The following is an 11,891-nucleotide window of genomic DNA, read 5'->3' as shown; positions in this document are numbered from 1 at the left end:
GTTCTGCCCGGGATTAGCCGGGGCCGAACCGCGATTTCGTTTCGGAATCGATGCCTCCAACGGTTAACGGCCCCGAAATTGACTAGGAAATTCCTGATAATGTGACGCCGGTCGCTGCCGTCGGCGGGCCCCGCCCGAAGACTACGGTCGGTGACCGACCCGGTTCCGGGACAGACCGGTCCCAGCATTCCTCGGTAGGGCGTCGGCATCGCGCCGGAGGGGTAGCGCGGCCTTGTTAGCCTCCGCAACACCCTTCAGACCTCTGCCACAAAGAGCTCTTGCGGTGTTCAAGGAGGACGTCCATGCCGAGCATCAACGAGCAGCCCATCCCCGCTGCCCGCCCGGTCATCGGTGAAGAAGAGATCGAGGCCGCCGTACGCGTACTGCGCACGGGCCGCGTCGTACAGGGCCCCGAAGTGGCCGCCTTCGAGGAGGGATTCTCCGAGCTGGTCGACGGCCGCCACTGCGTCGCCGTCAACTCCGGTACGTCGGCGCTGCACCTCCTTCTGATGGCGCTGAACATCGGTCCGGGTGACGAGGTGATCGTCCCCTCCTTCTCGTTCGCCGCCTCGGCCAACGCGGTCCGCCTCGTCGGCGCCGACGTCGTCTTCGTCGACATCGAAGCCGACAGCTTCAACATCGACCCGGCCGCCGTGGAGGCCGCCATCACCCCGCGCACCGCCGCGATCATGCCGGTCCACATCTACGGCAACCCGGCCGCCATGGACAAGATCATGGCCATCGCCGAGAAGCACAAGCTCGCGGTCGTCGAGGACGCCTGCCAGGCCCACGCCGCGGCCCTGAACGGCACCCCGGTCGGCGCGTTCGGCTCCGGCGGCACGTTCAGCTTCTACCCGACCAAGAACATGCACAGCCTCGAGGGCGGCATGATCTCCACGGCCGACGCCGGGATCGCCCGCACCCTGCGCCTGCTGCGCAACCAGGGCATGGAGCAGCGGTACGCCAACGAGATCGTCGGCGCCAACATGCGCATGACCGATGTCGCCGCCGCCGTCGGCCGCGTCCAGCTCTCCAAGCTGCACGGCTGGACCGAGACGCGCATCGCCAACGCCGCGTACCTCTCCGAGAACATCACCGCGCCGAACATCGTGACCCCCGTGGTCGCCGAGGGCGCGCGGCACATCTACCACCAGTACACGATCCGCGTGCGGGGCGGCGAGGGTGCCCGCGACGCCGCGATGGCCAAGCTCACCGAGGCGGGCGTCGGCAACGCCGTGTACTACCCGACCCCGATCCACCGGCTGAAGCCGTACTGGGAGCCGGACCAGAAGGCCGGCCGGAACTGGGACCTGCCCGAGACGGAGAAGGCCGCCGCCGAGGTCGTCTCGCTGCCCGTCCACCCCTCGCTGACCCAGAACGACCTTGAGCGCATCGTCACCGCCGTGAACGCGCTGGGAGAGAACCTGTGACTGCTGCTGGACTGCGGGCCGGCCTGATCGGCCTCGGCTCCATGGGACGCCACCACGCCCGCGTACTGGCCGGACTGGACGGCGTCACGCTCGTCGGCGTCGTCGACCCGATGGGCGACAAGAACGGCTGGGCCCAGGGCGCACCCGTCCTGTCCACCGTCGAGGAACTGATCTCGCTGGGCATCGACTACGCCGTCGTCGCCTGCCCGACGGCGCTGCACGAGGAGGTCGGCCTGAAGCTGGCCGACGCCGGTGTGCACGCGCTGATCGAGAAGCCGGTCGCCGACACCGTCGAGGGCGCCCGCCGCCTCGTCGAGGCGTTCGAGTCGCGGAGCCTGGTGGCCGGCGTCGGCCACATCGAGCGCTGCAACCCGGCGCTGCGCTCGCTGCGCGCCCGCCTGGAGGCCGGCGAGCTGGGCGACGTGTACCAGGTCGTCACCCGCCGCCAGGGCCCCTTCCCGCACCGCATCGCGGACGTCGGCGTGGTCAAGGACCTCGCCACCCACGACATCGACCTGACGGGCTGGGTCACCGGCCGGCACTACACGTCGATCGCCGCGCACACGGTGTCCAAGTCGGGCCGCCCGCACGAGGACATGGTCTCCGCCGTCGGCCAGCTCTCCGACGGCACGATGGTCAACCACCTGGTCAACTGGCTGAGCCCGCTGAAGGAACGCTTCACGTCGGTCACCGGTGAGAAGGGCTGCTTCATCGCCGACACCCTCACCGCCGACCTCACGTTCTACTCCAACGCCGCCGTCGCCACCGAGTGGGAGGCGCTGCGCGCGTTCCGCGGTGTCTCCGAGGGCGACATGATCCGCTACGCCATCCCGAAGCGCGAGCCGCTCCTCGTCGAGCACGAGCTGTTCCGCGACGCGGTCCTCGGCAAGTCCGACGACATCTGCACGCTGCGCCAGGGTCTGCGTACGGTGGAGGTGGCCGCGGCCGTCATCGACTCCGCCGACCGCGGCGTCACCGTGCGGCTCACCCCGGAGGACGTGGCCAGTTGACCACACCCGATGTCACCGTCGTGGTAGCCGTGTACAACACGATGCCGTACCTCACCGAGTGCCTGAACTCGCTGGTGGGGCAGAGCATCGGGCTGGACCGGCTCGAGGTCGTGGCCGTCGACGACGGCTCGACCGACGACAGTGGCCGGGAACTGGACCGCTTCGCGGAGAAGTACCCGAACACTGTCAAGGTGATCCATCAGGCCAACTCCGGTGGCCCGGCTGCTCCCAGCAACCGGGCCCTGGAGCTGGCCACCGGTCGTTACGTCTACTTCATCGGCTCCGACGACTACCTGGGCAGCCAAGCCCTGGAGCGCATGGTGGCCTGTGCCGACAAGTACGGCTCCGACGTCGTCGTCGGCAAGATGGTGGGCACCAACGGCCGTTACGTCCATCAGGCGCTGTTCAAGAAGAGCGACCCGGACGTCTCGCTGTACGACTCGGCCCTGCCGTTCACGCTGGCCAACACCAAGCTCTTCCGCCGCGAGCTGGTGGAGAAGTACGAGCTGCGCTTCCCCGAGGACCTGCCGGTCGGCTCCGACCAGCCGTTCACCCTGGAGGCGTGCGTACGGGCCGCGAAGATCTCGGTCCTGGCGGACTACACGTACTACTACGCGGTCAAGCGCGGCGACGCCAGCAACATCACCTACCGGGCGAACCACCTGTCCCGGCTGCGCTGCACCGAGCGGATCATGCACTTCGCGGCCTCGCTGATCGAGGCGGGCCCGCAGCGCGACGCGGTCCTCAAGCGCCACTTCACCTGGGAGCTCGCCAAGCTCGTCCAGGACGACTTCCCGGCGCTGGACGCGGTGACGCGGACCGAGGTCTGCGCGGGCATCGCGCGACTGGCGGACGAGTACTTCACCGAGGCGCTGCGCGACTCGATGGACGTCAAGCGGCGGGTGCGGATCTGCCTGGCCCGGCGGGGCGCCGTCGACGAGCTCGTACGGGCCATCGAGGACGAGGCCGAGCACGGCTCGCCGCCGCTGCTGCTGGAGGACGGGCGGGCCTTCGTCCGGTACCCCGGCTTCCGCGACCCCGCCGTCGGGCTGCCCGACCGGGCGTACGAGGTGATCGGCGAGTCCGTGCCCGGCCGGCTGGCCGAGGTCACGTCGCTGGTCGCGGCCGAGTGGGACCAGCGGGGCGACGACATGGCCGTCGACCTGACGGTACGGCTCGGGCTGACCGGCGAGACCGGCTCGGCCGTCGTGAGGCTCGCCACCAAGGCCATGCCCAAGAGCGCCGACAAGCCCGGCGCCCGCAGGCTCCCCGTGGGGCACGAACTGCCCGCGCCGGTGGGGGAGTTCACCCGAAAGCCGACCGAGGACGGCGAGGGCACCCTGCTGTCCGCCCGTATCCCGGTCAAAGCCAAGAGCGCCAAGCTCGGTGTGCGCGTGTACGCCGACGTGGCAGGCTCGACGTACGAGATTCCCGTGCCGGTCCGTGGCCGGCCACTGCCCCTGGCCCGGCGCTGGCGGGAGCGGATCCCTTACCGGATCTCCGCCAACGCCAACGCCAAGGGGCGGCTGGTGATCACCACGGCCCCGCTCTGGGAGCCCTCGCTCGGCGTGGGCAAGCGACTGCGTCAACTGATGTCCCGTGTGAAGAGGAAACTGACCCGATGAATATCTGTGTAGTCGCGCTCGGCAAGATCGGCCTGCCGCTCGCCGTGCAGTTCGCCGCCAAGGGCCACAAGGTCATCGGCGCCGACGTCAACGAGAAGGTCGTCGAGCTGGTCAACGCCGGCACCGAGCCCTTCCCCGGCGAGCACGACCTCGACCGGCTGCTGAAGCAGACCGTCGACGCCGGTCTGCTGTCCGCGACCACCGACACGGCGGCCGCCGTCGCCCAGTCCGAGGCCGTCGTGGTCGTCGTCCCGCTGTTCGTGGACGCCGAGGGCACCCCCGACTTCGGCTGGATGGACTCCGCCACCAAGGCCATCGCCAAGGGCCTCAAGCCGGGCACCCTGGTCTCCTACGAGACGACCCTGCCGGTCGGCACCACCCGCACCCGCTGGGCGCCGATGCTGGAGGAGGGCTCCGGCCTGAAGGCGGGCGAGGACTTCCACCTGGTCTTCTCCCCGGAGCGCGTCCTCACCGGCCGCGTCTTCGCCGACCTGCGCCGCTACCCCAAGCTCGTCGGCGGCATCGACGAGGCGTCGGCCAAGCATGGCGTCGAGTTCTACGAGCAGGTCCTCGACTTCGACGAGCGCGACGACCTGCCGCGCGCCAACGGCGTGTGGGACCTGGGCAGCGCGGAGGCCTCCGAGCTGGCCAAGCTCGCCGAGACCACGTACCGCGACGTCAACATCGGCCTGGCCAACCAGTTCGCCCGGTTCGCCGACAAGCAGGGCATCGACGTCCTGAAGGTCATCGAGGCCTGCAACAGCCAGCCCTACAGCCACATCCACCAGCCGGGCATCGCCGTCGGCGGCCACTGCATCCCGATCTACCCGCGGATGTACCTGTGGAACGACCCGGAGGCGACCGTCGTGCGCTCGGCCCGCGAGGCCAACGCCGCGATGCCCGAGTACGCCGTCGACCTGCTGGCCGCCGCCTACGGCGACCTGAAGGACGTCAACGTGCTCGTGCTGGGCGCCGCCTACCGCGGTGGCGTCAAGGAGACCGCGTTCTCCGGCGTCTTCGGCACCGTCGAGGCCCTCAAGGCCCGTGGCGCCGTCCCGTACGTCTCCGACCCGATGTACACGGCGGAGGAGCTCGCCGCGCACGGCCTCACCCCCCACCAGGGCGAGAAGGTCACCGCCGCGATCCTCCAGGCCGACCACGCCGAGTACAAGGAGCTGGCCGCCTCCGACCTGCCGGACGTCACCGTCCTGGTCGACGGCCGCCGCACCACGGACCCGGCCCGCTGGGAGGGCGTCCGCCGCGTCGTCATCGGCGGCTAGCCGGACGGCTCATTCCGTACGCAACGAACCATGGCCCTGCCCCGCGCTCTTGCGGGGCGGGGCCGCCTTGCAGAGGGTTTCCCCATGACCTGGTTGATTACTGGCGGCGCCGGATTCATCGGCTCCCACGTGGTGAAGGCGATGGCCGAGGGCGGCGAGCGGATCGTCGTCCTGGACGATCTGAGCACGGGCCGCGCCGAGCGGCTCCCCGAGGGCGTCCCCCTGGAGGTCGGCACCGTCCTGGACCGTGCCGTCGTCGACCGCGTACTGCGCGAGCACGCCGTCACCGGCATCGTGCACATCGCGGGCAAGAAGCAGGTCGCCGAGTCGGTCGCCAAGCCGCTGTACTACTACCACGAGAACGTCGAGGGCCTCCGTACGCTCCTGGAGGGCGCCGTCGAGGCCGGTGTGACCCGGTTCCTGTTCTCGTCCTCGGCCGCCGTGTACGGCATGCCCGACGTGGACCTGGTCACCGAGGACACGCCGTGCGCGCCCATCAACCCGTACGGCGAGACCAAGCTGGCCGGCGAGTGGCTGGTCACGGCCGCGGGGCGGACGTACGGGATGGCGACCGCGTCGCTGCGGTACTTCAACGTGGCGGGCGCCGCCACGCCCGAGCTGGGTGACGACGGCGTCTTCAACCTCGTACCGATGGTCTTCGAACGGCTCACCGCCGGCGAGCAGCCCCGGGTCTTCGGCGACGACTACCCGACGCCCGACGGCACCTGCATCCGCGACTACATCCACGTCGAGGACATCGCCTCCGCGCACGTCGCCGCCGCCCGCCGGCTGGCGGCCGACCCGGAGGCCTCGCTGATCATGAACATCGGGCGCGGCGAGGGCGTCTCCGTCACGGAGATGGTCGGGATCATCCAGGACGTCACCGGCCGCACCGACATCAAGCCGCTCGTCACCGAGCGCCGCCCCGGCGATCCGGCCCGCGTGGTGGCCTCCGCCGGCCGCATCCGCGAGGAGCTGGGCTGGAGCGCGCGGTACGGGGTGCGCGAGATGGTCGAGTCCGCGTGGGCGGGCTGGCAGCTCCGCCACCCCTGACCCCCGTACGAGAAAGGGCCCCGGGATCGCTCCCGGGGCCCTTTTCCGTACGGTCTAGCCCTCGCCGAGGAAGAGCTTGTCGAAGACCTTGCTCACGACGGGCCAGTCCCACGTCGACAGCGCGTACTCCGACGCCAGCTTCCCGGCGTTCTGCCACGCCTCCTCGGACGCCGTCGTCTCCAGGATCCGCTGGGCGGCCTCCTCCGTGGAGCCGACGACCCAGCCCTCCGGGTACAGCGTGCGCGCGCTGTTGGGCTTGCCCGCGTAGAACGGCCAGTCGCGGGAGACGGGGACGGCGGCGCTCGCCGCGCCCTCCATCAGGCCCACGTGGCAGCCCTCACGTACCGACGAGGACAGGATCACGCCGATGTCGGTGAGCGCCGAGGGCACGTCGTCGGTCGGGCCGAGCTTGAGCACGACGCCTTCCTCGATGAGCGGGGCGATCTCCTTGTCGAACTGGCGCCGGTAGTCGCGGGTGGCCCGGCTGGTCTTCGGGTTCATGTCGCCGCCCACCAGCAGCAGCCGGTACCGCTCGTCGTGCTCCCGCACCCGCCGCAGCACGTCCACGGCCCACATCGGGTCCTTGGCGACCTGGCTGATGCCCACCAGGCCCAGGTTGAAGCGGGCGTCGGCGGACTTGGGGCGGGCGAAGCCCGACAGGTCCATGGCGTTGTCGATGAGGTGCGCCCGGGGCGCGTCGTCGCCGCGCAGCATCGGTACCAGCGACTCGACGAGGTCCTTCACGTGCGGGGCGACGTAGACCAGGTCGTCGATCCGCGAGAAGTCCGTCATGTGCGGCCAGCGGGTGAACGCCTCGTAGCTGTGCAGCCGGACGACGATCCGGGTGTCGCCCGGGTCGATCGTCGTCAGCATCGCCGCGGGGCCGACCGACCAGTCCAGGAAGACGGTGTCCGCCCAGTCCAGGTACGGCCGCATCAGCCGCTCGACTTCCTCCTGGTAGGTGCTGGTGCCGCCGGCCATGCGGTCCTCCAGCACCCGGCGGCCCGCCCACGCGATCCGCTTGAGCGCCTTCTGCGCCGCCAGGTCCAGGTACCGCAGCTCCACGCCCTGGTGGTTGCCGTACCGGTCCAGGATGTGGTGCAGGAAGTTGTCGTTGGCGCTGGTGGTGACCAGCAGCCGCAGCGGGCGGTCCTTGGGGGCCGGCGCGGCGGGCGTCCGCCTGCCCTGCGGGCGGGCGAGGGTCTGCATGGCCTTGGAGCGGTACAGCGGGGCGACGAAGCCCTGCGCGTCCTTGGCCAGCGGGGAGGAGAGCTGGTCGATGTGCAGCACCCGGTGGAAGGCCAGGAACAGCGCCCGGTCCAGCGCGAAGGACGCCTTCTCGTAGTCGCCCTGGGCGAACTGGGCGTCGGCGTGCGCGAGTTGCGCCGCGACCGCCTTGCCCAGGTCACGCGGGTTGAGCCCCTTGCCCAGCTCCTTCATCACGGCCTCGTCCAGCAACTGCGCCTTGAGCCCCAGGTCGGGGATCTTCGACGCGGCGGCGGCGAGTGCCAGGGCGGCGCCGCTGGTGCGGCCCGCCCACTGCATGCCCTCGGCCACGTAGCGGGAGGTCGCGATGCGCACCTTCGTCGGCACGCCGGGCGCGGTGACGGCGGTACGCCACATCCGGGCGCCGACGGTGGAGCGCATCACCGGACGGGCGGTGGCGTGCCGCATGACGGTGGCGGGCAGCCCGTCCATGGAGCGGCGCACGTTCTGCTTGACGACGTCCAGCGGCGGCAGCACGCCACGGCCGGCGGCGGAGCCCTTCTCCTTGACGCGCTCGACGGCCTTCAGGGCCGGCGCCAGACCGAAGTGGGCCTCCTCGACGCGGTAGTACTGCGCCAGGCGCCACACGGTGTACACGGCGCCCGCGTCGAGCGCCACGAGGACGTCGGCCTTGCGCGCGAGCTGGCGCAGCTTGTTGTCGCGCTGGCACTGCATCCACACCTTCATGCCGCCGGGCGCCGTACGGGCCTTGCGGCGCAGCGCGGTGCTGCGGAAGTTGAGGTTGCGCGGGAGCTGGTGGGTGCCGTCCAGCTCCATGGCGGCGAGTTCCTCGGCGACCGGCTCCAGGGGGAAGGTACCGGCGAGGTACGTCTTCGCGCCCGCTGCGCGGAACTTGCGCACCGAGTCGGCGAACACGCCCACCTGGGGGCGGACGCTGGCGATGAACAGGACGTTGGTCACAGGGACGGTCCTCCGGCGACGATCTGGTTCTCGGCGGGGGAGGCCGCGTCCGCGGTGTCCGCCCGCTCCGCCGTGAGGGTGGTGTAGTCGTCGATCAGTTGCTTCACGGCGGCGGTCATCAGCGCCTCGCGGGTGAACTGGTCGGCGTGCGCCATGGCTTCGGCGTGGACCTCGTCGCTCGTCTCGACCGCCATGTGCGCGGCCTTGATGAACGATTCGGTCAGCCCCTCCTCGTCGATGCCGACGGCGCCCGTCCACAGCGGGTGGCCGCGCAGCACGTTGGAGGCGTCGTGCTCGACGACGTGCGCCGAGACGATCGGCAGACCGGTCGCCATGTACTCGTACACCTTGCCGGAGGTGACGTAACGGCCGCCGATGAGGATGAGGACCATCGCGTCCCAGCGGGCGTAGATGGACGCCACCTCGGCCTTGGCGGCGGGGCCGCCGAAGCGTACGCCGTCGACCTCGGCCTGCTTGAGGACCTCGGCGTGCCGGTTGGCCTCGCGGCCGGAGCCGTTGCCGATGTGGCCGCGCACCTCGAAGGTGGCGTTGGCCAGCAGCGGCTCCTTCTCGCGGGCCGCGCGCCAGGCGTTGAGCACGGTCTCCAGGTGCGGGACCGTGAAGTTGACGGTGCCGAGGTAGCCGAACGCCAGGCCCGCCTCGGGGTTGGCGCGGTGCGCCTTGCCCGGCGAGCTGTCGGCGTCGTAGCCGTTGCGCACGACGTGGACGCGGTCGGCGAAGTCGGGGTAGCGGGTGCGGTAGTGCTCCGCGATGGGGTCGTTGACGACCCACAGGGACAGCGCGTTGTCGAGGATCTTCTGCTCCCAGCGCCCCTCGGCGGAGTCGCGGGAGAACGCCTCGACGCCGTCGATGACGTCGATGGACCAGCCGTCGCGGAAGTCCACCGCGTACGGGACCTTCGCCTCCTCCCACAGCTTCCACGCCGCGGCGAGGTTGACGTAGGGGACGCAGCTCGCGAGCAGCAGGTCGGCCGGGTGCTCGCCGTGGATGCGGAGCACGGCCTGCTCCAGATCCTCGCGCCATTCACCGAAGTTGGGCTCCGGGAACGGCTCCATCTGGCGACGGCGCAGCCGCGTCACCCACCCGTTCGGGTTGAGTGCGCGCTCCTCGCTGTACAGACGGATGTCCGTCTCCAGGTCCTCACGCACCAGCGGGAGTTCGACGATCTTGATCTTCGGATCGACCTGCTCCAGGAGGGTGAGGTCGACGCCGGAGTCCCTTTCCCACGACTCCTGCGCGATGGTGACGACGGTGACGTCCCAGCCCTGGTTGATGAACTGGTTCGCGGTTTCGCGCATGCGGTACGCGCAGCTCTTGGCTGCGGGCGGGAAGCCGATGGCGAGGTAGATCACATGGGGCCGCTTGCCTGCCGCGGGCAGCCCGGACCTGGGAGACGCTGACATAACCGGTGACGCTAGCACGGTGACATGTACGGAAAAGTGCCTCTTGGGAGGACCTGTCCGGTCACGCGTGCCGGCTGCCTCCCTTCCACTCTTCCATGATCCGGACAACGTTCTGGGCGGCCCGCCCGTCGCCGTACGGGGTGCCCGGGTCGGCCGTGGGCACCGCGCGGGTCACGGTCGCGGCCCACTCGTCGGCGGGCAGCGTGTGCGGGTCGGGAACAAGGACGTTCCAGCCCGTCTCCACGGTTTCCACCCACTCCGTCTCGGGACGGATGGTGGTGGTGATGCGCTCCAGCAGGAACGCTTCCTTCTGCAGGCCGCCCGAGTCGGTGACGACACCGGCGGAGGCGAGCACGGCGGCGACCAGACCGGCGTACGGCAGCGGACGGCCGACGTGCACGGAACCGGTGTTCAGCTCGATGCCGTGCTCCTCGGCACGCGCCACCAGGCGCGGGTGGGCGAGCAGCGCGACGGGGACCGGCAGGCCGGCCAGCGAGTCGATGATGGCGCGCAGCCGCTCCGGGTCGTCGGTGTTGTCCGGCCGGTGCAGCGTGGCCAGCAGGAACGGCTCCGACGGGTCGATGCCCTCGGGCAGCGTGGGCGCGGGGTGCTTCCCGGCCAGCACGTCGTCCCGGATCTTCAGGCAGATGTCGACCATCACGTCACCGGCCAGCACGGCACGGTCCTTCAGGCCCTCGTCGGCGAGGTGGCGCATGGCCTCCTCGGTCGGGGCGAGCAGGACGTCGGCGCAGTGGTCGGTCAGGACGCGGTTGTGCTCCTCCGGCATGCGCCGGTTGAAGGAGCGCAGACCCGCCTCCAGGTGGGCGACCGGCAGGTGCATCTTCACGGCCGAAAGGGCACCGGCGATGGTGGAGTTGGTGTCGCCGTAGACCAGGACCCAGTCCGGCTTCTCGCGCGCCAGGACCGGGTCGAGCGCGGAGAGCACCGCACCGGTCTGGACGCCGTGGCTGCCGGAGCCGACGCCCAGGTGGACGTCCGGGTCAGGGATGCCGAGGCCGTCGAAGAAGACGTCGGAGAGGTCGGCGTCGTAGTGCTGCCCGGTGTGCACGATGAAGTGCTCGTGCTCCGTCTCGGCGAACGCCGCCGCGATGGGAGCGAGCTTCACCAATTGGGGACGTGCGCCGACGATGCTGATGACTTTCACTGAGCACTCTTCTTCTACTGGGACAGGTCAATGAGGGAGGCGTGCCGTGCCATCGTAGGCAATGGCCGGGATGACCAGGCCCGCGGCCGGAGCACTGGCCGGAACGCCCGGGTCCGACGGTGGTGGTCAGACATGGTCAGAAGCCGCGTGCGCACCGGTGAACGGCGGGGATAACGATTCCATGAACAGTTGACGACGAGGTTTCGCGACGCTTTTCCGGTGCGGTCAGGGGCGCCGCCCAGCCGGCGGCGGACCGGGCCGGTCGGGTGCGGTCGAGGTCTGGCGCGGTCAGGGCCGTACCGAGCTGGGGCCCAGGCATTCCGCGCCGTGCGCCGCCACGCGCCGCCGCAGCTCCCGGTCGGCCGTCACCACCACGCACCCGCGCCCCGCCCCGGCCGCCTCGCCCGCCAGCTCCACGATCCGGTCGTCGCCGCTGCCGGGCGCCTCGTCGACCCGCACGCCCGGCACCGGCTCCACGCCCCGTGCCCGCCCCTCGACGACGAGCACCACGTCCAGCGGGCCCGGATGCCCGGCGACCCCGTCGGAGGCGTAGGGGACGAGCCGGTCACGCAGCCGCTCGGCGGCTCCGCGGCGGTCCCGCCACCAGCCGTCGGGCACCGATCCGACGACGTTCGCGGCGTCGACGACGAGGAGAGTCAGCACGCTACGAGGGTCCCACGCGGACGCGCCCGGGTGGGCCTTCCGGGGGACTGGGGA

The 11,891-nt window shown here is 70.7% G+C and carries 9 protein-coding genes; 5 read left to right on the top strand and 4 right to left on the bottom strand.

The window, feature by feature from the left end; translation table 11 throughout:
- Positions 1 to 302: 302 nt before the first annotated feature.
- The 5 genes from AB0J57_RS20135 to galE all read left to right on the top strand — a co-directional run bounded on the left by AB0J57_RS20135 (position 303) and on the right by galE (position 6,398).
- The gene (locus tag AB0J57_RS20135; protein WP_366129565.1) at positions 303 to 1,430 is read left to right on the top strand and encodes a DegT/DnrJ/EryC1/StrS family aminotransferase; all 1,128 of its coding nucleotides are present in this window, start codon (positions 303 to 305) and stop codon (positions 1,428 to 1,430) included.
- Positions 1,427 to 2,440, top strand: a complete 1,014-nt coding sequence (locus tag AB0J57_RS20130) for a Gfo/Idh/MocA family oxidoreductase (RefSeq protein WP_366129564.1) — start codon at positions 1,427 to 1,429, stop codon at positions 2,438 to 2,440. The genes AB0J57_RS20135 and AB0J57_RS20130 overlap by 4 nt, the downstream gene beginning before the upstream one ends.
- A complete protein-coding gene (locus tag AB0J57_RS20125; RefSeq protein WP_366129563.1) occupies positions 2,437 to 4,065 on the top strand; it encodes a glycosyltransferase in 1,629 nt (542 codons plus the stop codon). Before AB0J57_RS20130 ends, AB0J57_RS20125 begins: the two co-directional genes overlap by 4 nt.
- The gene (locus AB0J57_RS20120) at positions 4,062 to 5,345 is read left to right on the top strand and encodes a nucleotide sugar dehydrogenase (RefSeq protein WP_366129562.1); all 1,284 of its coding nucleotides are present in this window, start codon (positions 4,062 to 4,064) and stop codon (positions 5,343 to 5,345) included. The genes AB0J57_RS20125 and AB0J57_RS20120 overlap by 4 nt, the downstream gene beginning before the upstream one ends.
- Before the next feature lie 84 nt (positions 5,346 to 5,429).
- Positions 5,430 to 6,398, top strand: a complete 969-nt coding sequence (gene galE, locus AB0J57_RS20115) for a UDP-glucose 4-epimerase GalE (protein WP_366129561.1) — start codon at positions 5,430 to 5,432, stop codon at positions 6,396 to 6,398.
- Positions 6,399 to 6,452: 54 nt separating this feature from the next.
- Here galE and AB0J57_RS20110 read toward each other — a convergent pair whose 3' ends face one another.
- The 4 genes from AB0J57_RS20110 to AB0J57_RS20095 form a co-directional block, all read right to left on the bottom strand.
- On the bottom strand, positions 6,453 to 8,585 hold the full coding sequence (locus AB0J57_RS20110; RefSeq protein ID WP_366129560.1) for a glycosyltransferase family 1 protein: 2,133 nt from the start codon (positions 8,583 to 8,585) through the stop codon (positions 6,453 to 6,455).
- Positions 8,582 to 9,958, bottom strand: coding sequence for a glycosyltransferase (locus AB0J57_RS20105; protein ID WP_366129604.1), 1,377 nt, complete (start codon positions 9,956 to 9,958; stop codon positions 8,582 to 8,584). Before AB0J57_RS20105 ends, AB0J57_RS20110 begins: the two co-directional genes overlap by 4 nt.
- 112 nt (positions 9,959 to 10,070) lie before the next feature.
- Positions 10,071 to 11,174 (bottom strand): UDP-N-acetylglucosamine 2-epimerase (non-hydrolyzing), encoded by a 1,104-nt coding sequence (gene wecB / locus AB0J57_RS20100; protein ID WP_366129559.1) that lies wholly within the window; start codon positions 11,172 to 11,174, stop codon positions 10,071 to 10,073.
- A gap of 288 nt (positions 11,175 to 11,462) precedes the next feature.
- On the bottom strand, positions 11,463 to 11,837 hold the full coding sequence (locus AB0J57_RS20095) for an NTP pyrophosphohydrolase (protein WP_366129558.1): 375 nt from the start codon (positions 11,835 to 11,837) through the stop codon (positions 11,463 to 11,465).
- Between the last annotated feature and the right edge of the window lie 54 nt (positions 11,838 to 11,891).

Origin of the sequence: Streptomyces sp. NPDC049837, from assembly GCF_040674455.1 — a bacterium.
Classification (GTDB): Bacteria; Actinomycetota; Actinomycetes; order Streptomycetales; family Streptomycetaceae; genus Streptomyces.
The sequence above is the reverse complement of the archived record's forward strand: the minus strand, read 5'-3'. Positions and strand labels throughout refer to the sequence as shown.